The sequence below is a fragment of the Oceanithermus desulfurans genome (assembly GCF_014201675.1).
In the GTDB taxonomy this organism is placed as follows: domain Bacteria; phylum Deinococcota; class Deinococci; order Deinococcales; family Marinithermaceae; genus Oceanithermus; species Oceanithermus desulfurans.
Genome location: NZ_JACHEZ010000007.1, coordinates 20,595 through 44,024, shown reverse-complemented (window position 1 = coordinate 44,024; position 23,430 = coordinate 20,595). Strand labels below are relative to the sequence as shown.

21 protein-coding genes and 1 tRNA gene are annotated in these 23,430 nt (G+C 60.1%); 1 reads left to right on the top strand and 21 read right to left on the bottom strand.

Going from position 1 to position 23,430, the window contains the following annotated elements; all coding sequences use genetic code 11:
- The first annotated feature begins 22 nt into the window (after window positions 1-22).
- Window positions 23-99: transfer RNA gene (locus tag HNQ05_RS09265), tRNA-Met, on the top strand.
- Here the strand turns inward: HNQ05_RS09265 and HNQ05_RS12400 are convergent.
- The 21 genes from HNQ05_RS12400 to HNQ05_RS09165 all read right to left on the bottom strand — a co-directional run bounded on the left by HNQ05_RS12400 (window position 78) and on the right by HNQ05_RS09165 (window position 23,388).
- A complete protein-coding gene (locus HNQ05_RS12400; protein WP_371862333.1) occupies window positions 78-386 on the bottom strand; it encodes an ABM domain-containing protein in 309 nt (102 codons plus the stop codon). The genes HNQ05_RS09265 and HNQ05_RS12400 overlap by 22 nt on opposite strands.
- A 73-nt stretch (window positions 387-459) precedes the next feature.
- Complete coding sequence (locus tag HNQ05_RS09260; RefSeq protein WP_147147568.1) at window positions 460-1,674, bottom strand: MFS transporter; 1,215 nt, start codon at window positions 1,672-1,674, stop codon at window positions 460-462.
- Between the two features lie 1,298 nt (window positions 1,675-2,972).
- Window positions 2,973-3,491, bottom strand: coding sequence for a hypothetical protein (locus HNQ05_RS09255; protein WP_147147570.1), 519 nt, complete (start codon window positions 3,489-3,491; stop codon window positions 2,973-2,975).
- A 41-nt stretch (window positions 3,492-3,532) separates the two neighbouring features.
- On the bottom strand, window positions 3,533-4,591 hold the full coding sequence (locus HNQ05_RS09250) for a glucose-1-phosphate thymidylyltransferase (RefSeq protein WP_147147572.1): 1,059 nt from the start codon (window positions 4,589-4,591) through the stop codon (window positions 3,533-3,535).
- Window positions 4,592-4,616: 25 nt separating this feature from the next.
- The gene (locus HNQ05_RS09245) at window positions 4,617-5,558 is read right to left on the bottom strand and encodes an NAD-dependent epimerase/dehydratase family protein (protein ID WP_147147574.1); all 942 of its coding nucleotides are present in this window, start codon (window positions 5,556-5,558) and stop codon (window positions 4,617-4,619) included.
- Window positions 5,559-5,858: 300 nt separating this feature from the next.
- Window positions 5,859-7,703 (bottom strand): polysaccharide biosynthesis protein, encoded by a 1,845-nt coding sequence (locus HNQ05_RS09240; RefSeq protein WP_147147576.1) that lies wholly within the window; start codon window positions 7,701-7,703, stop codon window positions 5,859-5,861.
- A gap of 47 nt (window positions 7,704-7,750) precedes the next feature.
- The gene (locus tag HNQ05_RS09235) at window positions 7,751-8,887 is read right to left on the bottom strand and encodes a DegT/DnrJ/EryC1/StrS family aminotransferase (protein WP_221266914.1); all 1,137 of its coding nucleotides are present in this window, start codon (window positions 8,885-8,887) and stop codon (window positions 7,751-7,753) included.
- Window positions 8,888-8,896: 9 nt separating this feature from the next.
- Complete coding sequence (locus HNQ05_RS09230; protein WP_147148786.1) at window positions 8,897-9,562, bottom strand: acetyltransferase; 666 nt, start codon at window positions 9,560-9,562, stop codon at window positions 8,897-8,899.
- Window positions 9,513-10,148 (bottom strand): sugar transferase, encoded by a 636-nt coding sequence (locus HNQ05_RS09225; protein WP_147148787.1) that lies wholly within the window; start codon window positions 10,146-10,148, stop codon window positions 9,513-9,515. The genes HNQ05_RS09230 and HNQ05_RS09225 overlap by 50 nt, the downstream gene beginning before the upstream one ends.
- Window positions 10,129-11,340, bottom strand: a complete 1,212-nt coding sequence (locus tag HNQ05_RS09220) for a glycosyltransferase family 4 protein (protein ID WP_147148789.1) — start codon at window positions 11,338-11,340, stop codon at window positions 10,129-10,131. The genes HNQ05_RS09225 and HNQ05_RS09220 overlap by 20 nt, the downstream gene beginning before the upstream one ends.
- Window positions 11,337-12,419, bottom strand: a complete 1,083-nt coding sequence (gene wecB / locus HNQ05_RS09215) for a non-hydrolyzing UDP-N-acetylglucosamine 2-epimerase (RefSeq protein ID WP_147148836.1) — start codon at window positions 12,417-12,419, stop codon at window positions 11,337-11,339. Before wecB ends, HNQ05_RS09220 begins: the two co-directional genes overlap by 4 nt.
- The gene (locus HNQ05_RS09210; protein ID WP_221266913.1) at window positions 12,416-13,216 is read right to left on the bottom strand and encodes a glycosyltransferase family 4 protein; all 801 of its coding nucleotides are present in this window, start codon (window positions 13,214-13,216) and stop codon (window positions 12,416-12,418) included. The genes wecB and HNQ05_RS09210 overlap by 4 nt, the downstream gene beginning before the upstream one ends.
- Window positions 13,217-13,608: 392 nt before the next feature.
- Window positions 13,609-14,487 carry a D-glucuronyl C5-epimerase family protein gene (locus HNQ05_RS09205; protein ID WP_183677761.1) on the bottom strand — a complete coding sequence of 293 codons (879 nt, stop codon included), beginning with the start codon at window positions 14,485-14,487 and terminating at the stop codon, window positions 13,609-13,611.
- A gap of 74 nt (window positions 14,488-14,561) precedes the next feature.
- Window positions 14,562-15,671 (bottom strand): glycosyltransferase, encoded by a 1,110-nt coding sequence (locus tag HNQ05_RS09200; RefSeq protein ID WP_147148796.1) that lies wholly within the window; start codon window positions 15,669-15,671, stop codon window positions 14,562-14,564.
- Window positions 15,668-16,726 carry an O-antigen ligase family protein gene (locus HNQ05_RS09195; RefSeq protein ID WP_147148798.1) on the bottom strand — a complete coding sequence of 353 codons (1,059 nt, stop codon included), beginning with the start codon at window positions 16,724-16,726 and terminating at the stop codon, window positions 15,668-15,670. Before HNQ05_RS09195 ends, HNQ05_RS09200 begins: the two co-directional genes overlap by 4 nt.
- Window positions 16,727-17,085: 359 nt before the next feature.
- Window positions 17,086-18,192 (bottom strand): hypothetical protein, encoded by a 1,107-nt coding sequence (locus HNQ05_RS09190; RefSeq protein ID WP_147148800.1) that lies wholly within the window; start codon window positions 18,190-18,192, stop codon window positions 17,086-17,088.
- Window positions 18,176-19,480: a lipopolysaccharide biosynthesis protein gene (locus HNQ05_RS09185; protein ID WP_147148802.1), complete on the bottom strand. Its 1,305-nt coding sequence runs from the start codon at window positions 19,478-19,480 to the stop codon at window positions 18,176-18,178. Before HNQ05_RS09185 ends, HNQ05_RS09190 begins: the two co-directional genes overlap by 17 nt.
- Window positions 19,477-20,592 (bottom strand): DegT/DnrJ/EryC1/StrS family aminotransferase, encoded by a 1,116-nt coding sequence (locus HNQ05_RS09180; RefSeq protein WP_147148804.1) that lies wholly within the window; start codon window positions 20,590-20,592, stop codon window positions 19,477-19,479. The genes HNQ05_RS09185 and HNQ05_RS09180 overlap by 4 nt, the downstream gene beginning before the upstream one ends.
- Window positions 20,589-21,161, bottom strand: a complete 573-nt coding sequence (locus HNQ05_RS09175; RefSeq protein WP_147148807.1) for an acyltransferase — start codon at window positions 21,159-21,161, stop codon at window positions 20,589-20,591. The genes HNQ05_RS09180 and HNQ05_RS09175 overlap by 4 nt, the downstream gene beginning before the upstream one ends.
- Window positions 21,158-22,087 carry a Gfo/Idh/MocA family oxidoreductase gene (locus tag HNQ05_RS12355; protein ID WP_147148809.1) on the bottom strand — a complete coding sequence of 310 codons (930 nt, stop codon included), beginning with the start codon at window positions 22,085-22,087 and terminating at the stop codon, window positions 21,158-21,160. The genes HNQ05_RS09175 and HNQ05_RS12355 overlap by 4 nt, the downstream gene beginning before the upstream one ends.
- Complete coding sequence (locus HNQ05_RS09165) at window positions 22,084-23,388, bottom strand: nucleotide sugar dehydrogenase (RefSeq protein WP_147148811.1); 1,305 nt, start codon at window positions 23,386-23,388, stop codon at window positions 22,084-22,086. The genes HNQ05_RS12355 and HNQ05_RS09165 overlap by 4 nt, the downstream gene beginning before the upstream one ends.
- Between the last annotated feature and the right edge of the window lie 42 nt (window positions 23,389-23,430).

Here is a 23,430-nt window from a genome sequence, read left to right as displayed (position 1 = left end):
TATGGGCCGTGTGGCCCAGCCTGGCGGTGTAGCTCAGCTGGTTAGAGCACACGACTCATAATCGTGGAGTCGGCGGTTCAAGTCCGCCCACCGCCACCAGAAACGGGGCCGCCGCGCGCGGCCCCCCTCCGTTGGGTCAGGATCCCAACCGCACGCCCCCGGCGCCGCCCGCCACCTCGTAGTGGACCACCTCGGGCTCGAACTCGAGCAGGAAGTCGCGGTCTTCGGGGTAGTACTTGGCCCGCTCGACGGGTTCGCCCCGCGAAGGCGCGAATCGCCTCCAGGTCGGTCCAGTAGGTGAGGGTGACGAAGTGGACGGCGTCCGCCGTGGAGCGCTCGAGGACGAACACCCCCAGGTTCCCCGGCGTACCGCGGTAGTCGGCCACTGCCCGTTCGTTCAGGAAGGCGCGGTAGGCCGCGGCCTTTTCGTGCGGAACCCACCGCGTCCCATGCGTACGATCATCTTTGTTCCTCCTTTCGGTCGAACCGGCGCCCCAGGGCGAACGCCACCAACGCCAGCGCCCCCAGCACCGCCGCGGTTCCGAAGGCGGCGCCGAAGGCCTCGGGCGGGTAGGCCCCGTCCGTGCGCGGGAAGCGCTGGATCACCGCCCCCATCCCCCACTGCACCAGGAAGGTGCCCCCGATGCCGAACAGGTTGACCGCGGTCGTGGCCCGCCCGGTGAGCCAGGTCGGAAAGGCGAGCCGCGCGTAGGCCAGCAGGATCACCCCCACCGTCCCGGTGTAGCCCAGGGCGAAGAGCAGCACCCCCAGAGCCAGCGGCCCCAGCCCCTCAGCCCCCCAGGCGAGCACCCCCACGAGGGTCACGAAGCCGGCGCCCAGCGCCAGGATCGTTGGCGGTACGCCCACGCGGTCGGCGATCCAGCCGTTGCCGAGGAAGCCCACGAGGGCGCCGAAGCTGAGGACCAGCAACAGGTTGCCCACGGTGATCGGGTCCATGCCGTGCACCTGGTAGAGGTAGGGCCCGGCCCAGAGCGTCTGGATGCCCAGGAAGGCGCCTACCACGAAGAGGTTCATCCCCGCCATGCTCCAGAAGACGGGGCTCGCGAACACCGCCAGCAGGCCGCCCGTGCGCGGTCCGGGCTCGAGGCGGTCGCCCTGTGGGGTGTTGCGCACCCCCAGGGTGATGGCCAGCGCCGACAGCGCGATCACCCACCCGCCCCAGAAAAAGACGTTGCGCCAGCCCAGCACCTCGGCCAGCCAGGCCAGCGGCGTGCCCGAGGCCAGTGCCCCGGCGCTGCCGATGCCCACCAGCCAGCCGGCCACGGTGGCAAAGCGCCCGGCGGGGAACCAGCGGCTGAAGGCCTTGTAGGCTCCCATGAGGATGCCTGCCATGCCCACCCCCAGGAGCAGGCGGCCCAGCATCAACCCCTCCACCGTGTGCGCCGCCGCGAAGACCCAGCTGCCCGCCGCTCCTGCGAGCATCAGCGCCGGCGTGACCCAGCGCGGGCCCCAGCGGTCGAGCGCGCCTCCCAGCGGCAGCTGCACCGCCGCGAAGGCGAGGTAGAAGAGGCTGGTCATCAGCCCCAGGGTCGCCGCGTCAAGGCCCAGCTCGCGCGTGAGGTCGGGAGCAATCACGGCGTTGGCCGAGCGAAAGAAGTAGGAGAGGAAGTAGGCGAAGGTGAAGAGCAGAAAAACGCGCGCGCTGCCGGACATGCGGGCATTCTACCGCTCACCGGCGGAGCCCGAAGCGCCCCCGCAACCATACCGGACCACGGGATCCCCCACCCAGCACGTCAGTCCGGTCCGTTTGGGAGGGCTAAGGGCGAAGGGCGCGCAGCAGCCCCGGCAAGATCCCCGGTCCCGGCTCCGCGCCTCGTCGGGGATGACGGCAGGAGGGCGTAGGGGGTGGGTGCAAGAACAGGAGATGAAGAGGCGCGGAAGCATGGGGGGTCTTCGTGGCTTTGGGATCGCGAAGAAACGGCCGGCGGGCTTCCGTTCTCATCCGCTACGCCCGCTCCTTCTCTTTCGAGCTCCCTTCCGCCACCTACTACGCACCACGAACTACGAACTGCGCACCACCCCTATCCGTCCTTCCGGACGAGCGGGCCATGTGGCCCGCGAGATCCCGGATCCGGTCCGGAACGGGCCCGGATCGGGTCCGGGGAGGCTCGGAATATTGACGTACCCCTCAATAAGACCCGTCATTCCGGACGAGCGGGCCACCCGGCCCGCGAGAGCCGGAATCTTAGAGCGCGTCGTTACGGGAGCGGTGACTCGCAATGCGAACGGTGACGACAGCACAACGGTTAGTTTGGCGTACTCCGCGCCGGCAAGATCCCCGATCCTGGCGCTCCGCGCCTCGTCGGGGATGACGAAAAGAGGATGAGGGCAGCGCCTAACAAGACCCCGGGCCGCGCGGCCAGCGCTCCCTCGGCCGGGGATGACGAAGAGGGGCGCAGGTCGCTAAGTGCGGGGCACGCCATGCCCTTCTTTCCCTACCCACCCCTCCCAACGCACCACCGAGTCACCGGACGAGGCGGCCCCGCCGCCGAAATCCTGGGTCCATGCCGTGGGCTACTCCGAAGGCAGAGTTACCATCAATGGGCCAACTACAGGCCACGAGCTACAAGCCACACACCGCTTCTCTCGATTCCCCGGACGAGGCGGCCCCGCCGCCGAGATCCGGGGTCCATGCCGGAAGGGATGCCGGGGCTCGGTCGCTGCCGACACGGGAACACAAGGGGGTTGAAGTCCCCTACCCGTTCGGTCTGTACCGAATGTCGATCAAGGTACTTCCACAGGCCACAGGCCCGCTCGCTTCTCCGCACGGCTCGGGCAGGCCCACGGGTCCGCACCTACGAGGTACTACGCACCACAAGCCACAGGCCACAAGCTTACTCTTTGCCTCCCTCTCGGGGGAGGTGGCCGCAGGCCGGAGGGGGGTTGTCGCCGCGGACGCCCGAGCGGCTGCGGCGCCCGCGCGTCAGGGTAAAGACCCGACCCGGCGCCTCCTAGGGCTTCCAGCCGTACGGTGCGACCTCGATGCGGCCGTCCGGGTGCACCGTGAAGCGCAGGAACTTGGAGAGCGTGACCGTGGCCGGGTAGGGCTTGGCGTGCTTCCGGGCGTCCGCCAGCGCCAGGTCCAGGGTGTTGTGCAGGTCGAGCAGCACCAGGTCCAGCTTCCACGCCTGCAGACCCGGCGGCAGCCCGGGGCGGGAGAAGCAGCCCGGGTGGACCTCGGCGCAAAACGGAAGCAACCGCAGCCCCTTTTCGGTGGGCACCACCTCGTAGGCCCCCAGCTTGACGCGCAGACCGATCTTCAGCGACCGGCGCCAGCCCTCCAGCGCCGCCTCCCAGTAGGCCCGCGCCTCCTTGGTGCGCGGGGATACGCTGTAGCGCCAGGCTCCCGGGGTGCTGGCCGAACGCGAGACCGTCTGGGTGAGGCGGAAGAAGTCGTGGGTGGTCACCTGCGCCGCCATGAGCGGCGCGGTAAGGACCAGCAGGGCCAGCCCGACGAGGGCGCTTCGCATGCCATGATTGTACCCGTTCCGTTTCCCCAGGCGTCCGGAATCTAACCGATCTCGACCCGCGACTCGTCGCCCAGCACCAGCCGGTGGGCCCGCGGCAGGCCCGCGCGCGAGGTAACCCGCGCCCCCACGCCGATCACGCACTCCTGCAGGCGCGTGGGCACGTCTTCGATCACGGCGCGGTCGGCCACGATGGAGTACTCCACCTCGGAACCGCGCACCTCGGCCCCCGGGCCTACGGCGGTAAAGGGGCCCACGAAGGCGTCTTCCACCAGGCTGTCGGCGGCGATCAACGCCGGCCCCATCACGGTCGAGCGCCGCACCGTCGCGCCCTTCTCGATCACCACGCGGCCGATCAGGCGGCTCTCCTCCACGTGTCCGTCGTTCCCGGGTTCGATGCCGGCGAGCAGCAGCCGGTTGGCGTCGAGCAGGTCCTCGGCGCGACCCGTGTCCTTCCACCAGCCCTCGATGGGCAGGCCCTGGACTTCGTGTCCGTCGTCGATGAGGCGCTGGATGGCGTCGGTGATCTCGTACTCGCCACGGGCAGAGGGCTCGAGCCCTTCGATCAGGTCGTGGATGCGGGTGTCGAAGACGTAGACCCCCGCCACGGCCAGGTCCGAAGGGGGCTCGGCGGGCTTTTCGATCAGGCGCAGGATGCGCGACCCTTCCACCTGGGCCACGCCGAACTGGCGCGGATCCTCCACGCGCGCCAGCGCCACCACGGCGGCGGGACCGCCCCGCCGGAAGGCCTCGACGAAGGGGGCGATGCCGCGCTCGAAAAGGTTGTCACCCAGATAGAGCACGAAGGGGTCGTCCTGCAGCCATGTGCGCGCCACCCCGACGGCGTGGGCGAGCCCCTGGGGCTCCTCCTGCAGAACGTAGCTGACCTCGACCCCGGCCACCCCGTTCAGCGCCGCCTGCACGTCGCCGTGGGTGTCGGGCGACACCACGACGCCAATCTCGCGCACGCCCGCACCCTTGAGGTTCTCGAGCGCGTAGTGAATGATGGGCCGCCCCGCGACCCGGATCACCGGCTTGGGGCGGGTGTGGGTGAGGGGACGCAGCCGCGTACCCCGGCCCGCGGCGAGGATGAGGCCTTTCATGAGGCCAAGATACTACGGGCCCGGGTTAGAAAGGGTTTTCCTTGAACCACTCCACGGTGCGGCGGATGCCCTCGTCGAACGCCACCTCGGCCCGCCAGCCCGAGGATTCAAGCCGGCTCGGGTCGAGCACGCTGCGCTCCAGGTCCCCGGGCCGCACGCCGGCCGGCTCGACCCGGGGTTCGACCCCCAACGCCCGGGCGACGGTCCGCAGCACCTCACGGGTCGAACGGCCGCGGCCGGTACCCACGTTGTACACACCCTCCAGATCACCGCCGAGCGCCATCAGGTTGGCCGCCACCACGTCGCCCACGTAGACGTAGTCGCGCACTCCCCCGTCGTCCCCTGCCTCACGGCGCGCGTAGACGGTGACGGGTTTTCCCGCCAGCAGGTGCCGCGCGAAGATGGCCACCACGCCGGCTTCGCCGTGCGGATCCTGGCGCGGACCGTAGACGTTGCCGTAGCGCAGCGCGGTGTAACGTAGGCCAAACTGCCGGTGGTAGACCTCGAGGTAGCCCTCGAACGCCGCCTTGGCGGCCGCGTAGGGGCTGGCCGGGCGCGGCGGCCAGGACTCGTCCGCCCGTTCACCCTCGGGAACCTCGCCGTAGATGGCGCCGCCGGTGGAGGCGAAAACGACGTGCCGGACCCCGACCTCGCGGGCGGCTTCGAGCACGTTGAGCCCGCCCAAAACGTTGACGCTGGCGTCCCGCAGGGGCTGCTTCACCGAGACCGCTACCGAAATCTGTGCCGCCTGGTGGCTGACGTGGGTGGGCGCGAACTCCGCGAACGCCGCCCGAACCGCCTCGGGGTCGCGCACGTCCACCTCGTAGACGGGCACCCCCTCGGGCAGGTTTTCGCGCCGCCCCGAAGAAAAGTCATCCAGCACCGCGACGTCCACACCTTTTTCCAGCAAGGCGTCCACGATGTGGCTGCCGATGAACCCCGCGCCTCCGGTTACCAATACCCTCATGCCGTGAATTGTACCCCGACGCGGTGTGGGCTTTGGGTCTGCAGTGCGGGGCCGGGTCTCCGCCCGTCAAGAAGAGTGGCGGCTGTAGCGGTCAGACGGACTCGCGCGCACCGGTCCCCTCCGCCTTTGCCTATAGACTGTAGCCATGTCTGCAGCCGCCCCCGTCATTCTTGCCTGGGAAAAGTAAGGCTTTTCGCGTTGTGGACGGGTCGTCCTAATCGGTTTCACAGCTTTCTGGGGGACAAAGGATTAATCCCCACCCCCACCTGGCGATAAGTTCCCGATCAGACAATTCTCCCCTCAGGCTTCAAAGCCCTTGGGCTCGTAGGTAGGGATCAGCTCACGAAAAGCGCCCTGAATTCTCTCGACATCACGTGCAACCGCGGCATCAAAGAGCGCTTTTACCAAGTGGCTCAGCGCCTCCTCAGGCATCCCATGAGTGCGCGCCACGAAGATCTTTTCATGCTTCGTAGCCTCAGTGCCTTCCTCAGCTGTCAGCAGCTCCTCAAACAGCTTTTCACCCGGCCGCATCCCGGTAAACACAATCGAGATATCTTCATCGGGTTGAAAACCCGAGAGACGGATGAGGTCTTTCGCCAAATCAACGATCTTCACTGGCTCGCCCATATCCAGCACGTAGACCGACCCGTTGTTTCCTAGCCCACCTGCCTGAAGGACGAGCTGGGCAGCCTCAGGGATGGTCATGAAGTAGCGCGTCATCTCCGGGTGAGTCACGGTCACTGGGCCACCGCTGGCGATCTGCTCCTTGAACAGCGGAATCACGCTACCCCGACTGCCCAGCACGTTGCCAAAGCGCACCGAGACGAACGCCTGGCCCGGCTTTGCCCGCTGCGCGGCCCACTGTACCAGGTATTCGGCTACGCGCTTGGAAGCCCCCATGACCGAGGTGGGGTTGACGGCCTTATCGGTGGAGATGTTGACAAAGCGCACGACACCGTGCTCGAGCGCCAATCCGACGACATTCTTGGTTCCCCCGACATTGTTGAATACCGCCTCGTCGGGGTTGGCCTCCATCATGGGAACGTGCTTGTGGGCGGCCGCGTGGAAGACCACCTCGGGGGCGTAGGCGGTAAAGACGTGCCGCATCTTCTCGCGATCACGTACGTCGGCAACGATGGTGCGCCAGTCGAGCTCGGGCCAGGTGCGTTCGAGCTCTCGTTCGATCTGGTAGAGGCTGTTTTCGCCCCGGCCCAGCAAGAGAATGCGGCGGGGGCGGAAGCGCGCCACCTGGCGGACAATCTCGGAACCGATCGAGCCCCCCGCGCCCGTCACCAGCACTACCCGTCCCTCGAGGTAGCCGGAGATCTCCGAGGTGTCGAGCTGCACCGGGTTGCGGCGCAGGAGGTCCTCGACGTCCACGTTGCGGATCTGGGAGATGGCCACCTTGCCCGAGAGAATCTCGTAGATGCCTGGGACAATACGGTGACGCAAGCCTGCTCCACGTGCCAGTTCAACGACCCTGCGCACAACCTTGCCCGGAGCCGAGGGGATGGCGATGAGTACCTCGTCGGCACGCGCTTTGGGAGCTACCCGCGGCAGGTCCTCAATGCGCCCAATAACGGGCAGGCCCACGAAGCGCTGGCGCTGCTTGCCCGGATCGTCGTCCAAGAACCCTACGGGCACGAGCCCCGATTCGGGGTGGCGCAGCATTTCGCGCGCCAGCATTGTGCCAGCCTCTCCCGCGCCTACGATCAATACCCGTTTTGGGCTTCGATGGCGGAGGTGAGACTGCGCAAGCTGCGCACGCTCGAAAAGCATACGCCCGGCGAGGCGTACCCCGCCAAGAAGGAGCAGCGCTAGACCACCCTCGATGAGGGGGACGCTGCGCGGAATGGGTTGATCGAGATGAAGAAAAAAGGCGACGGCAGAAAGAAGTACAGTCCCGAAAAATACGGCTTTCGCAAGGCTGTAGAGATCGCGTATGCCCATGCGTCTCCACACCTGTAAGTGCAATGCAAAGGAAGCCTCAAGCACTGCCTTGATGGGCAAGCCAGCGAGCGCATAAACAAGGGCTACCTGGGTGTAGCGCGGCCAGGGGTCCTCTAGGCGAAGCATGAAGGCGAGGGGGGCTGCAGCAGACCAGAGCAACAGGTCTGAAATGAACTTGAAAGCCGTGCGGCCCATATTCGAACCCAGCATAGCCCCGATGAAGTGGGAAAGGCGGTTATTTCTCATGCGACCGAAGCGGCCTCTGCCAGGGCGCCTACCACCAGTTCGACATGCTCCTTAGTAAGATTGTTGTGGAAAGGTAAAGCTATGGTACGCGCCGCAATCGATTCGGTGACGGGAAGCATACCCCGCCCAGTCCCCAGCTGCTCACGAATATACGGCTGTAAATGAATGGGGGCAAAGTAAGCGCGGGTAGGCACCCCTAGGGCTTCCATCTTCCGCATGACGGGGTCACGGTTCAATCCCTCGGCCAGGGTGACCACATAAACGAACCAGCTCATGCGTACGTGGGGTTTGACGACAGGTGGGCGAACCCAGGAGAAGCCCCTGAGCCGCTCCGTGTACATCTGCGCAACCCGCTCTCGCTTAACGAGGAAGGTTTCAAGCCTGTGGAGTTGTGAAACGCCTAGGGCGGCGGACATTTCATCCATGCGGTAGTTGTAGCCCAGACGCTCATGCTCGAGCCAAGCTCCCATCTCGCCCCGGCCCTGGTTTCGCATGGAACGAGTTAAGCGGGCAATCTCATCGTTATCGGTGACGATGATCCCACCCTCGCCAGTCGTCATCTGTTTATTCGGGTAAAAAGCAAAGGTGGCCGCATCTCCAAACTGGCCGATCTTGCGCCCTTTGTACTCTGCTCCCAAAGCCTCACACGAATCGTCGATGATCTTCAACCCGTATTTATCGGCTATCGGCAGGATAGAGTCCCACTCCACGGGATGTCCAAAAACGTCGACAACCATAATGGCTTTGGTGCGATATGTAATTTTGTCTTCAAGGTCTTGCGGATTTAAATTGTAAGTTTCGGGTTCGACATCCACAAAAACAGGTTTGGCTCCTTCGTATAGAAGAGCATTCACGCTCGCGGCAAAGGTAAACGACGGAACTAAGACCTCGTCGCCGGGCCCCATGTTCAACGCGCGGACAAGGAGGTGAAGGGCTGCGGTTCCGGAGCTGACCGCTACGGCGTGCTTAACACCGATATATTCTGCCATATCTTGCTCGAAGGCCACGGTTTTGGGTCCCAGCGCCAGCCTGCCCGAGCGCACGACTTCCGCCACCGCCTGCACGTCAGCCTCGGAGATGTCCGGGGCCGCCATGGGGATGCCCGCAAGCTTTTCATTCGATCGTTGGGTCATACGCTCACCTTATTCCTTCTGTAGCGGCTTCGCTGGCATGCCCACCACGGTCTCGCCAGGGGACACGTCGCGAAGAACCACCGAGCCAGCTCCCACGATCGCCCCTTCGCCAATCCGCACGCCCGGGATAACCGAAGCTCCCACACCCAACATTGCCCGGCTACCCACGGCCACGCCACCAGCCAGATGAACGCCAGGCGCCAGGTGAACGTAGCTACCGACTTCGCAGTCGTGGTCCACCGTCGTGCCAGTGTTGACGATGCTATGAGCCCCTACCACGGTTTCGGGCTGGACGACCGCTCCCGCAAAGACCACCACTCCGGCCCTCAGTCGAGCGCTCGGGTGGACGTAGGCGGCCGGATGGACCGCCGTCGCCCAATCGAAGCGGGCAAAGCGCTCCGCCAGCCTCGCCCGGTGGTCGTTGTTGCCGATGGCCAGGATGAACCGGCCCCTGTCTGCGTATTCCGGGGCGAGGTCGAGTCCGCCGAGGACGGGGACCCCCAGCAGACGCCCTCCCCACTTGGCGGCATCGTCATCGAAGACACCAAGCACTTCCACGCCCCGTTCTTGCAGGGTGCTAACCACCACTTTGCCGTGGCCGCCCGCCCCTATGACGAAAACCCCGCTAGGTGTCACGCTTCCCCCTGAATTCGGGCATGGTCGCCTGGGAACCATGACCGATGCCCTCTCGACGGAAAACCTTGACCAGCGTCATTAAGAGAATCTTTATATCGAGCCAAAGGTTCCAGTTGTCCACATACCATACATCCAATTTAAATTTTGCTTTCCATGAAATTGCATTGCGACCGTTGACCTGCGCCCAACCGGTAATACCCGGGCGCACCTCGTGCCGGCGGAACTGTTCGGGGCTGTATCGATCTAGGTACGCCATCAACAAAGGCCGTGGACCGACAAGGCTCATCTCACCCTTTAGAACGTTGATCAATTCTGGCAACTCGTCCAGGCTGGTGCTGCGTAAAAACTGCCCAAGCTTCGTCAGTCTTTGTTCATCGGGCAGCAGATTGCCTTGGGGGTCCCGCGCGTCCGTCATGGTGCGAAACTTGTACATGGTGAAAGGCTTGCCATGCAAGCCTGGCCGCGTTTGCTTAAACAGCACGGGCGCCCCCATGGTTACCCTTATCCAGATCGCCAACAGCAACATCAGCGGTGATAAGACTACGAGTGCCGCGAACGCCAGCAGAATATCGAGGAACCGCTTGAGGATGGGAGAGCGACCGATTCTAGCGGCTGTCGAGCGCATCTTTGAGCACCGATTCGAGTCTACTTGATAGGCGGTTGAGATTGTGGTTATCTTCCACGTATTTTCGCCCCCTCAGCCCCATCCGCCAGCGCTCCTCGGGACTCATTGATAAGAGGCGGATCGCGGCCTCGGCCAGCGCGTCGGCGTCTTCTGCCGGAACGGTGACACCCGCTCCCGCGGCCTCCACGGGATTCAGGGGGGTGTTCACTGAAAAAATTACCGGCCGCGCGGCGGCCATGTAATCGAACAGCTTGTTGGGGCTTACCCCCCAGCGAAAAACAGGCGAGTCGCGCAGCACCATCAAGAACGCGCCGGCCTCCCGCAGCAGATCCGGGATCTGGCTCTTGGGAACTGGCGGCTCGAAAACGGCGTTAGTAAGGTTCATTCTTGCGGCCATTTCGACCAGCCGGGGCTTATCGGGGCCGTCACCCACCAGGCGAAAGCGGAAGGGGCGATTCTGCAACCTCTCCGCTGCTTCCAGGATTACCTGTAAACCGTTGGCTAGGCCGTGCGTACCCGCGTACATCAACTCGAACGCGTCTTTGGGGGTGGGCGGCTCGGGCGGTGGGAGTCTGTCGGCGTCGATGCCGTTGGGGATCCAGACGATGCGGTCGGGGTCACCGCCCTTTTGTGCGATATGCTCGCCAGCGCCGGGGAGAAGGGTGATGATGTGGCGGGCGCGGCGGTAAAGCCCCCGCTCGATGTTCTCCAGCCACCGGATGAAGGGGTGGCCTTCGCTGAAGTTGCCCAGGTCGACGAGCGACCGGGGCCAGAGGTCGCGTACTTCCAAGACGAAGGGGACGCGGTGGCGCCGGGCGAGGCGCTCGGCGGCCCAGGCGGCGAAGAGGTGGGGACTCGAGCCCAGCACCACGTCGGGCCGACCTCCAAGGTCCTGCGCGCGCAGGCTCAGCACTTTGCGCGCGAAGGCCACCGTGTTCCATAGGCGGCGTGTGCTGTTGCCCTCGTAGGGGGGCGTTCGCAACCAAAGGAAGCGGACGCCGTCCACGACCTCTAGCCGCGAGGGGGCACCGTCCGGAATGTGCAGCTCCATCCGGGTGGTGTGGTCGAAGCTGGAGGCGATGATGGTGACCTGGTGCCCACGCTCCACCAGCTCGCGAGCCAGGGTGTAGTGGCGCGTTCCTCCTGCCTGTTGGGGTAGGATAGCGTAGTGGTTGACGAGCCAGAGGTTCATCGCTCCGTCAATTCTGACACGATCCGCTCCGCCGCGCGCCCGTCTCCGTAGGCCTCAACGGGGTGGCCGCGAGCGTCCAGGTGGGTGCGGATCGAGCGGGCCACTGTTTCGGCGTCATGCGGTGGGGCCAGGAGGTTCCAGCCCGCATCCACGAGCTCGACCCACTCGGTTTCGTCGCGCAGCGTGACGCAGGGCACGCCAAAGAAGTAAGCCTCTTTCTGGACGCCGCCCGAGTCGGTGGCGATGAGGCGGGCGTTCTTCTCAAGCGCCACCATGTCCAGGTAACCCACGGGGCCGATGAGCTTTAGCCGCTCGCGGGCGCGCTCGAGCCAGCCGAGGCTCTCGAGCGCCTTGCGCGTACGCGGGTGCAGGGGCAGCACTACCGGGAGCTCCACGGCCACCCTGGAAAGCCCCTCGAAGACGGCCTCCAGCCGCTTGGGCTCGTCGGTGTTCTCAGCACGGTGGACCGTGGCCAGAACGTAGCTACGGGGTTCCAACCTCATCCGCTCGAGCGCCGTGCTGGCGCGGTCGGCCAGCTGGCCGAAGTGTAAGGCAGCGTCGTACATGACATCGCCCACCCAGCGCACGCGTGCCTCGGGCAACCCCTCTCTGCGCAGGTTTTCCACCGCCATAGGGGTGGGGGCGAGGAGCAGATCAGCGGCGTGGTCGGTGAGCACGCGGTTGATCTCCTCGGGCATGCGGCGGTTGAAGGAGCGTAGGCCAGCCTCCACGTGAGCCACCGGCAGGTGCAGCTTTACCGCTGCCAAGGCGCCGGCGAGGGTGCTGTCGGTATCACCGTAGACGAGCACCCAGTCGGGGCGTTCGTCCAGGAGGGCCCGCTCGATGCCTTCGATCATCCGGCCGGTGTTCTGGCCGTGGGTACCGCCCCCGATGCCTAGATGGTAGGTGGGCGCGGGGATGCCCAGTTCCTGGAAAAAGACGTCGCTAAGCGCCGTATCGAAGTGCTGACCGGTGTGCAGGATCGTCTCCCGAACGCCTTTATTGCGCGCGAGTGCGCGCGAAACAACCGCAGCCTTGACGAACTGGGGACGGGCACCAACGATGCCCACCACCTTCATACGCACCCCTGCCAGAGTTTTATCAATTCTTCCACCACAGCCTCCGCAGAAAACTCTTTCTCCACACGCCTTTTTCCCTTCTCCCCCACTGCCTTAGCGTACGCTCGTTCCCGGTAAAGGGTGGCGATGGCCTCGGCTAGGGCCATGGGGTCTTTGTCAGAAACCAAAACCCCTGCCCCATCCCGTAGGAGCTCGGGAATGCCGCCCGTGCTCGTAGAAACCACAGGCAGGCCGTAGCTCATGGCCTCCATAAGAGAAACGGGGATACCCTCATTTAGGCCATCTCCCAGGTTCATGCTGGGCAGGGCTACGAGGTCTACACGTCTTTCTCGGTAAAGCGCCAAAAGCTTTTCGTGCGACAGGAACCCCATGATGCGCACCCGGCTCTTAAGTCCAAGTTGCTTCACCTGCTTCTCAATTTCACCCCTCAACTCACCTTCGCCTGCTAACCACAGCTCCACTTGGTCCGGTAAGAATTTCAGGGCCTCTACCAGGTAGCGGTGTCCCTTTCTTTTAACAAAAGCGGCCGGACAGAGCACAACAAATTTCTCCCCCTGGGAAGAATTGTCCGTTGAAGATAAGGCGACTTCCGGCAAGCGTACGCCTAGGTGAAGGACTAGGGTTTTACCTACAGAAACTCCCCGCTCTAAGGCCAATTCACGGGTCTTCTCCGAGATGCACCGAAAAAAGCATGCATGATCTGCCTTGCGCTGTAAGAGGTTATTTTCCACTATGTCCCAACGATGGGCGGTCAGGCTCCAGGGAACACCGGAGACCGTACTAGCCACCATAGCCATGGTGGCCGTGGTAGAAGCCCAATGGGTGTGAATGTGGTCCGCCCCCCAGTCGCGTGCCAGCCCACCAAGCCATAGCCCCTTAGGGTATACCGCAAGGTTCTTCAAAAGGTGACGGGGATGGGGGGTGAAAACACGGCGTAACGCAAAAAGAGATCTAAGAGGAGAGCGTAGGAATGCCCCCAAAGCGCCTGCTAGTACTCGCCATGAAAAGAGGTGTTCAGCCGCCACTACTCGGTTTAGGATCTCCCGAGCCTCCGGGTGGACGATAGGACCCCTAGGGTGCATGGGCGCTACCCGCACATCTACCCCCCGGCGCAGAAGCGCTTGAACCTCTGGGTATAAGAAGGCCTCACCAGACCCGAAGGGGAGCGTGGAGGTGATGTAAAGCAACTTCACCTGAGGACCACCTCGGGCGGGTTCTTCAACTTCTGGTATGCCTTGGCCCCTATTGCCCGGGCCTTGCATACCGGGCTTTGTAACTGGCGTGTCCAGCCTTCACGAATCTGGAAAAGGATCCTTTCTTGCATTGGGAAGGCAAGTTCGAGGGCTTGAAGCTGGGCAATGTGGAGTTTGTGGTAGAACGGGCTTGCCAAGATACCAGTAAGGTCATAATAGGACCAATATCCGGTGCTGTACCGAGGCAAATAAGCAATGAGGGTTCCAAGGGTTTCCTCCATAGCACTCCTTACTTGTGAATCATCTTGTACGAGGAGGTAGTCGTAAAGCCCAAAAAGAGCAAATATCCACCCGTTAAGGATACCATTTGGCGTTTGGGCTGGGACCTCTTCCAGAATGGAACCCTCCTGCACGGTCCGAAGAGTTCCCCCTTCCCGAATGGTCCGAAGCATCACGCTCAAGGCGCGGCTCGCAGCTCCTAGGTAGACGCGCTCCTGGGCTATACTCCAGGCGCGAACCAACGCGGATACGGCTTCGCCCTGACTCATGGCAGAGTAGGGGGAGGGGAAATCAAGCCCCAGCTGGGGCCAAAGTGACCACCCCCCCTGCCTGTCCTGGTTTTCTACGAGCCAGTCACAGAGTTTTAAAAAGTGCTCCCTTTCTCCAGGGCGTTTTGTAATAAGCCACATATCCCAATGGCCAAGCGCTTTTTGGACGATGGTAGTGATGAAATAGACCCTCTTTCCGTCCTCTGCAACATTGACTGGGATTCCCTTATTATCCACAGGACCTGGCCACTCGGTCTTGGCAGTTAGGTCGTTGAAATAGCCCTCGAGCCAGCCCGGAACGAAGGCTTTTCCCAGGTTTTGAGGCATATGATAATAGCTTCGCCCCACGAGCATTCGACTCCAACGGGCTACAAGCCGGACCCACCTCCTCGCATGGTGCCTCATTTTCTTCCCCTTCTCCTTAAAAGTTTCAAGTAGAGTTCCCCATAGGCCTGGGCAGTTTTCTGGACGTCAAAGCGCTCCAAGGCCCACTTATGAGCCGCCTCTCCCATCCGCCTCCTCAGATCGCTATCCCTAGCCAGGCGGAGGATAGCTCCCGCCAGGGTTTCAGGGTCCCCGGGGGATATCAGGATGCCCGTTTTTTCATCTTTTACCAGTTCGGGCACCCCCCCTACACTTGTGGCCACAACCGGTTTCCCGGCAGCCATGGCCTCTAGAACTACAAGTGGCACCCCTTCCCAGTCGGAGGGAAGTAGGAATACATCCGCCTGCTTCATAAGCTCAGGGATATCCTTTCGCAAACCCAGGAACCGTACGTGTTTTTGCAGGCTTAGTTCCTGCACCAAGCTCTGAATATGTGGCCGAAGATGCCCATCCCCTACGAGCCAAAGCTCTAAGTACGGATGTCGCGCAAGTGCCAGAGCAAAGCCTTGTATGAGAAGGTCGTGGTTTTTTTGAGGCGCAAATCGACCCACATGGATTAGTACAAGCCTCTCTCCTCGTTTGCTCGCTGGGCCCCCTGTGGAAAAGCGCGCCGTAGTGATCCCGTTGTAGACAATAGGGGTATAGAGATCCGACCCGTACAGCGCTTTCACCGTGGTCGCGACCTCCTCCGAAATGCTTACCGGAACCACCTGGCAGAAAGTAAAGGCTAGCTTGTGCACCCACTTACCAACTGCATCCACTTCTTTTTGTGCTACGTTATGCATCGTATGCACTCTGCCTGGAACACGATTAAATAGGGTGGGGAGGAGAGAGTAACGCAGTACATAGCGGTGGGTGTGAACCACATGCGGTTTATAATCTCGGATCAGCCGATAGAGCGGGATCGTTATACTTGGGTCAGGCCCCAGGCGTTTGTTGAGGAAGAATACGTTCAGCTTCCTCTCCCGGATTTCCTCTTCCAGCATGGATCGACTTTCCGGGAAAAGGCTGATAGCTGCAACCTCGAAAAGACCCTTATCCATTGCCTCCATAAGATCTACAACCAACCTCTCGGCGCCACCCGTGCCGAAGTTGGGAAGGATATGTAAAACGCGTATAGGTCTCATGTTGTATTTTGCGAGTTGTTATGTTCGCATCTCGATGAATTTCGATATTGCTGTAAATATAGACCCATAGTTGCACCGACTACGGCCCAATACCATTCTTGAAGGCGGAGAATGAAAAAACTAGGGCTACCAAAGCCTGTGGCTAGCAAGAGAAGAGTCCACATAAGTACAACCCAGCTCATTATTCCATATATTCCCCTTTGGTTCCGATTTTTCCATGCATATTTAAGTATGCGATAGATGAGCAATAGGAAGGCGCTTAATCCGATTATTCCTCCTCTGTAGAGCATAATTATATATATAGAATCGCCTAAAAAGACGTCCGCGGACTGAGTGAGCCCCCACCCCAAGACGGGACTCTGCTGAATAGCCTCGTATGTTTCTCGAAATATGCCCCTTTCAAGGTCGTAGCGAGTAGAAAAGATAGCGCCAGTGACAATTTTGTCAACCTGGTAACGAAATGATCCCGTGAAGGTAGCTTGTCGCGCAAGGAACGGCCAGCTTATAAGAACAACAAAACCTGTCATAAATGCGCCACCTATGGCGAGGTAAAGGAAGCGCATGGGATATTTATGGCCGAGAAAGAAAACTAGCATCGCTAGTATGAGGATTGTCCCCAGGAGAAAAGTAGTTGACAGAGTTGTAATACCGGCCAACGCTGCCAATCCTAATACTATATATAGTAGTCGCCTGCTTCCAAATGCTGCTGATTTGCTCACGAGAGCAAATACTACAATTGTTAATATTGATAAAAAATAAACAGCATTGAAAACTGGTGATTCAAATACGCCTGTACTGCGAAGAATCGAGCCATGCTCTTCCAGAAGCTTGAAGACAGGTGCTCGAGAAGGGGAGGTGTACCCCAACAAGGTGATCTGTAAAGCAACGCTTGATCCCAAAGTTTGACCGATGCTTAATATAGCTATTGGAATGCTCGTCCAAATATAGTACTTAATCATACGCCATATAAATGGTTCATCAAACGAAATGTTAAGAAATATGAACATGACGAGTACCGGACGAAGAAGGCCATAAAAAGGAATGGCGAGTTGCATTAAGGAAATTTTATATTGATAATATATTATGGTAATTATTGTAGATATCATAACAATTATTAATATAATTACATAATTTATAAGTATTTTATTCCATTTAAATACGGATTTGGAAGCTGACTTATATATTATTAATGCAATCAATAACCATATTAAATACAATAATTCAATACGGATAGCAAAACTCCCAAACCATAGTGAAGGAAATAATATACTATTTATTAGGTATAGAATTGCTCCTAAACGCAAGGATAGCAAAGGCACTCCGGCGATAATTATTAGTGTTATTAACAAAGCTACTAGTATTTGCTAACCTCCCGTACTATTATATTTTTTATGTTTTTAATAATTATAAACATTTATTTTATTCCTCCACCTACCATCTCCACTATAATACTCGCTAGTCCATGCCCCCTGGCTTTTTCGTTGATTGATATGCTATAACAGCTGGTTTTAGCTAAAGCCTGGCTAAGCATAGCAGCTGAACTCTCTAATTGGCTTTGTGACTCTGGTAAATTCAATTCGGCGCGTGTGTATCGGGCTATGGAATTGGCGGCTACCTTGTGGCTTATGCTCTTCACGGTAGGCTCTTTCAAACCATTAATAACATCAACAACAAAGCATGTTTTTAGCTTTCCTTGACGGGTTTTTCCTGGTAGAGAAACTCTACGCACTGCACCTTCCTTTTTGATTTGTGAATAAATTATCCAATGTATTTTATCTAACTGATTAGAATGTATTTTTGATATACCTATTTTTTTTACAATGGAGGAATGATAACTGTAAATATGCGCCGGAAGCCGCGAATCGTATATCTCCCCCTCTTCAGTGACCAAAACGAAATCATCTGCTATTAGTTTCCAATGCCCTGAAAAAACTAATGCTGCAGCGGTGGTAGTTTTTCCAATTCCACCTGCGCCAGCGATTATTATAGCATCGCCAAATGGATTTGATAACCCTGCGGCGTGTGCGAACGTAACATTATAGTTTTGTAATATATCATATAACACTTTTAAAATAACATGATATAATAAATAGCCAGTTTGTAGTTCCCAATAAGAATTAAATAGCGGGTTAGCAAATCTTACTATATATTGAGGCATTGTTTTTGCTATTATTTTTTTATAAGTAGTACGTGGCCGACATATATAGATATATTCTAACGAATCTGAGTTAACGGGTGTTGCTTCCCAAGCCCATGTTCTAATACTTTCCCGAGATGAGCTCGTAATGAGCATGTCGTTGTATAGCGATGCGCTGATCACAAACTTCAAATGCGGTTTTTTCTTCTCCTTAGCAGCCTCGCTAATTTCGCTTGCCGATTTAATACCGAGCCATTTTTCCAGGGCGTGCCCCACCTCGGTATAACGACCTTCCCAATAAAAAGTTAGCGTTAACGGGCCCATATCGATAGTGAAATGCTTCCACTGCTCGATAAAACTAAGTTTTTCATCGTGGTAGTTCATTAATCCACCTTCTTACCATAAGCAGTTTGGCTAGTGTGCCTCCTACCATAAACAGGGCTAGGACCACGGCAACTCCGATTGCACCACTCGGTGCTACTAATATAGAACCCAATGTAACCAAACACAGTCTAATTAGTTCAATATATGCCTCGGCTTCTGGCCGCATCATTGTATGAACAAGCATTGTCCCCAAGCTCAGGAAAACTACAGTAGCAAAGGCACTAGATGTTACCAAAAACACTGGCAACGCCAGCCGATATTCTTCTCCCAGGACAGCCCATTGCAGAGCCCCAAGACCTACTATCCCCAGCACTGCAAATCCAGCGTAATACGGTGCCATCCGCACAAGTCTACCAATGTACCTTTCTATGGCTTCGCGCCCCTCAAGAGCTGTCACTTGCGGGAAAAGTACTGCCCGGACTGCGGTGTTGAGTGTGGAGAAAGCCGCCGTAAAAGCCATACCTGCGGAGAAGATTCCAACATCCTCCACAGAGGCGCGAGTGGCCAGAATGAATCTTACCACGTAGGGCATGGACGTATACGCAATACCCGACAATGCCACCCACTTGCTGTATTTTAACAATTCTTTGAGCATTGCCGACCTGGCGTCGGGCTGCTTGAGTAGGCTTGATATAGCTTTGTATCCCTTGGGGGCTACTCCAAATAATGCCAGCACTAAGACCGGAGCTGTGTAAGTCGTCACAAGCCATGCCAGCGGATCGCGAGGAAAGTATATATATGCGATCGGCAAACCCACCAAGCGAAGCCCAGAATATATAATAATGCACGTCGTTAACCACTTGAAGGCTCGATAGGCTTGGAGATAAGACTGCAAATATGTCCATAAAAATAGGAGCCCTCCCGTTAGAAGGGCAGTGGCCATAAGCCAGTTGCTTGTGTAATCAGCTACTAAGCGTAGAGCTAGCAGTTTGCTTAGTGGCCATAATGCCACCGCAAGCAACAAAAACAGCATGCCCTTCACACCTAATGCAACCCCAAGGAGCATGGATTGTTTTTCCGGCTCCGATTGATACTTGTTGAACAGACGAACCATGCTAAGGTTGAATCCAAGGTCACCGAGAAGGCCAACTAAGGTAGCCACGGCAAAAGCTAGAGCAAACACCCCATACCCTTCCGCTCCAAGCATTCGGGCGGCCACCACATTAACCACGAAAGCCAGTAGGTTGTTGAACGCTGTAGCAGCGGTAACCCAAACTACTGGGGTTGCCCTCTTCTTGAGAAATGCAATATCATTTCGTATTGACTCTATCATTATGTGAAGGCTCATAGACGCACCAAGAATTCCTCCGCCTTCCTCACAACGCGCTCGATCTGTCCCACACTGATGTGTGGGGACATAGGAAGGGAAAGTACTTCCCGGGCCGCCTGCTCGGCCTCCGGGAAGGTGCACTCTGCATAGTCGCAAACGGGAAGTTGGTGGAGGGGCGTGGGGTAGTAGACCATTGTCCCCACCCCGCGCTCCGCGAGGCCCGCGGCTACCACGTCACGCTTACCGTCCGCGACGCGGACCGTGTACTGGTGGTAGACGTGCACTCCATAGGGAGCCTCGTGGGGCGGCGTCACCCCTGCAAGCTCGTCCAGCCGCGCGGTGTAGGCGTGGGCGAGTTCGCGCCGGGCCTGGTTGAAAGCGTCGACGTGGCGTAGCTTGACCCGCAAGACGGCGGCCTGCAGGGCATCCAGGCGCGAGTTGTAGCCCAGGATTTCGTTTTGGTACTTCTTCTTCGCCCCGTGCGCCCGCAGCATCCGCGCCATTTCGGCCACCTCGTCGTCGTTCGTAGCCAGCAGGCCGCCGTCGCCAAAGCCTCCAAGGTTCTTCGTCGGGAAGAACGAAAAAGCCCCGGCGTCGCCTAAGGTACCGAGCTTTCGCCCTTTGTACTCCCCACCAAAGGCCTGGGCGGTGTCTTCCAGCACCTTGAGCCCGTGCTCTTTGGCGATGGCCAGGATGGGGTCCATGTCGGCGGCCTGGCCGTACAAATGAACAGGGACGATGGCCCGAGTGCGTTCCGTAAGGGCCGCAGGAATGAGCTCGGGGTCGATGTTGAAGGTGCGCGGGTCGATGTCCACGAAGACGGGCTTGGCCCCCACCAGGCTAATGGCCTCGGCGGTGGCGAAGAAGGTAAAGGGGGTGGTGATCACCTCGTCGCCCGGCCCCACGCCCAGCACGCGCAGGCCAATGACGAGTGCGTCGGTACCCGAGTTGAGGCCGACGGCGTGCCTGACGCCCAGGTAGTCGGCCACCTCTTCCTCGAAGGCTTCGACCTCGGGGCCGAGGATGAAGCGCCCCGAGTCGACGACGCGCCGGATGGCCGCGTCGATCTCGTCGCGCAGGGCGGCGATCTCGGGCCGAGGGTCGTAGATGGGGATCTCGATCTTGCTCACGAAGTTCTCTCCACCTGATTCTCACCGGTCATGCGGTAGGTCTTGCTGCATGCGCTACAGACGGCCCGGCCTTGCTCGAAGTCGAGTCGCTCGCCGCACACGCAGGCCCAGCCGACGATCTTGGCGGGCACCCCGGCCACCATCGCGTAGGCCGGGACGTCCTTGGTGACCACCGCGCCCGCGGCCACGAAACACCATGCGCCCAGGGTCACGCCGGCGACCACGGTGGCGTTAGCGCCGATCGTCGCCCCCCGCCGAACCAACGTCTTGGTGTACTGGCCTCGCCGCGAGAAGGCCGAGCGCGGGTTCTTGACGTTGGTGAAGACCATGCTGGGGCCGCAGAAAACGTCGTCCTCCAGCTCGACGCCCTCATAAACCGAGACGTTGTTCTGGATCTTGACGTTGTTGCCGATGCGAACGCCCCCCGCCACGAAGACGTTCTGGCCCAGTACACAGCGCTCGCCGATCTGAGCATCGCTCATGACGTGCGAGAAGTGCCAGACCTTGGTGCCCGCTCCTATGCGGGCGCCCTCGTCGACGTAAGCGCTTTCGTGCACGAATACGCTCATGGTCGCTCCAGGAAGGGGTGCCGCGGCGCTCGGCCGCCCGGCTTGAGCGTACGGATGCGCTCGGTCGTACGAATGGCCGTACGGGTGTCCTCAAGGCCGAAGCCCTGGCCCGCAAGCGTGCGCCGGTAGACCTCGGTGTGCAGGTCGGTGAAGCCACCGGAAAACTCGATTTCTTCGCCGTCCACCGTGATCGAGCGGTAGGTGCGCTGCCCCTGGGCGCGGAGCTCGGTGGGCACGTAGCGGTCGTCAATGGCCAAGAACCAGCTCACCTCCGCGCGTTCGAGTTCCATGTAGCCCGCCACCACCTGTTCTTCGCGCGCATGCACCTCCAGCTGCTGCACGTCGCCGAAGAGCCAGGCCAGCATGTCGAAGAAGTGGACGCCGATGTTGGTGGCGAGGCCGCCGCTCTTTTTCACGTCGCTCTTCCAGCTCTTCAGGTACCACTTGCCCCGGCCGGTGACGTAGGTAAGCACGACCTTCTTGTGGCCGCCCTCGGCCGCGAGCTTTTCCCTGAGCGCGACCAGTGCCGGGTGCACCCGCAGTTGCAGCACGGTCCAGACGCGGTGGCCGGTCTCGGCCTCGAGCGCCGCGAGGCGGTCGAGCTCGTCCTCTCCGAGAACCAGCGGTTTTTCGCACAAGGCGTCGGCCCCGAGGCGCAGGCTCATGCGGATCTGGGGGTAGTGGAGGTAGTTGGGAGCGGCGATGCTGACGTAGTCGAGCCCCTCCGCCGCGCGCGCTTCCTCGAGGTAGGCCTCGAAGGCCTCGGGCTCGGTGAAGAACTCGGCTTCGGGGAAGTAGCTGTCGATGATGCCCACCGATTCGAAGGGGTCGAGCGCAGCCACCAGCACGTTGCCGGTGTCCTTGATGGCCTTCATGTGGCGGGGAGCGATGTAGCCGGCGGCGCCGGTGAGGGCGAAGTGCTTCACAGCAGCGTCACCTTCCCTTCACGGTTGGGAACGGCCTTGGTGGCGTTCTTGGTGTCGAGCACGTGCTTGGCCTCGCGCACCACGCGGGCGTAGTCGAGGCTCGAATGGTCGGTGGTGATAATGACCAGGTCGGCCGCACGCAGGGCCTCGTCGCCGAGTTCGATGCTCTCCAGATCGAGCCCCTCGTGCTTGAAAACGGGAATGTAGGGGTCGTGATAGCTTACCTCGGCGCCGTCGTGCTGCAGCAACTTGATGACCTCGATGGCCGGCGACTCGCGCCAGTCGCTGATGTCCTTCTTGTAGGCGAGCCCCAGCACCAGGATGTGCGAGCGCGAGGGGGCAAGCCCCTGCTCGTTGAGGATGCGCAAGGCCTTAGTGCGCACGAACTCGGGCATGGCCCGGTTTACCTCGCCGGCCAGCGCGATGAAGCGGGTGCGGAAGTTGTACTCGCGCGCCTTCCACTCCAGGTAGTGGGGATCGAGGGGGATGCAATGCCCCCCCACGCCCGGGCCCGGGTAAAAGGGCATGATGCCAAAGGGCTTGGTGAAAGCGGCGTCGAGCACCTCCCACACGTTCAGCCCCATACGGTCGCATAGCAGCGCCAGCTCGTTGACGAGGGCGATGTTGACGGCGCGGAAGGTGTTCTCGAAGACCTTGACCATCTCGGCCGCTTTGGCCGAGGAAATGGGGACGACACTCTCCAGAACGCTGCCGTAGAAGGTAAGCGCAACCTCGAGCGAGCTAGGCCCCACCCCACCCACGACCTTGGCGGTGTTCTTGGTCTGCCAACGCTTGTTGCCGGGGTCCACCCGCTCGGGGGAGTGGGCTAGAAAGAAGTCTCGGTCGGCCTTGAGGCCCGAGCGCTCCAGGATGGGGCGCATGACCTCTTCGGTGGTGCCCGGGTAGGTGGTGGACTCGAGGCTAACCAGCTGCCCGGGGCGCAGGTGCCGGGCCAGCTCCTCGGTAACGTGACGTACGTACTGGAGGTCGGGCACCAGGTTCTTGTCGAGCGGCGTGGGCACAGCAATGATCAAGACGTCCAGCTTCTCGACACCGTCGAAGCTCACCTGGGCGCGCAACCGCCCCGCCTCCACCTCGCGGACGAGATCCTCTTCACGGATGTCGTCGATGTAATTCTTACCCTGGTTGATCTTGGCCACCCGCTCCGGATTGCGCTCGATGCCCGTAACGTGGTAGCCGACCTGGGCCGCCTCCAGAGCGAAAGGGAGCCCAACGTAGCCAAGCCCGACGACGCCTACGCGGGCAGAACGGTCTCGGAGCTTTTCAAGAACACCTTTCAATACACAGCCCTCCGCCTCATACGATACAGCCTAGCAAAGCCT